The 232-nt window shown below is 65.1% G+C and carries 1 pseudogene; it reads left to right on the forward strand.

Features of this window, described 5'->3' with window-relative positions:
- A pseudogene (locus SB765_RS34135) lies at positions 1-232 on the forward strand (integrating conjugative element protein); the annotation flags it as partial.

Raw genomic sequence — 232 nt, forward strand, 5'->3', positions numbered from 1 at the left:
GCTGCCAGAATGGCGCCATCTGCCAAGCCTGGTCGAGCCCCGAGGAGGCCTCGGATTGGGCGACACGGGTGCTCGGTGAAACCGAGGTGGAAACCTGCGATGACTGCGAGACGCTGCGTGTAACCGCCGGTACGGGCCTGTCGCCGCTGATCCAGGAAACCTACACGGAACACCTGGAAGGCCTGCAGCACATGGTCACGGGCGCCGACCAGCCTACCCCAGAGAACCTCAG

Origin of the sequence: Pseudomonas sp. SIMBA_067 (assembly GCF_046534675.1) — a bacterium.
Classification (GTDB): Bacteria; Pseudomonadota; Gammaproteobacteria; order Pseudomonadales; family Pseudomonadaceae; genus Aquipseudomonas; species Aquipseudomonas putida.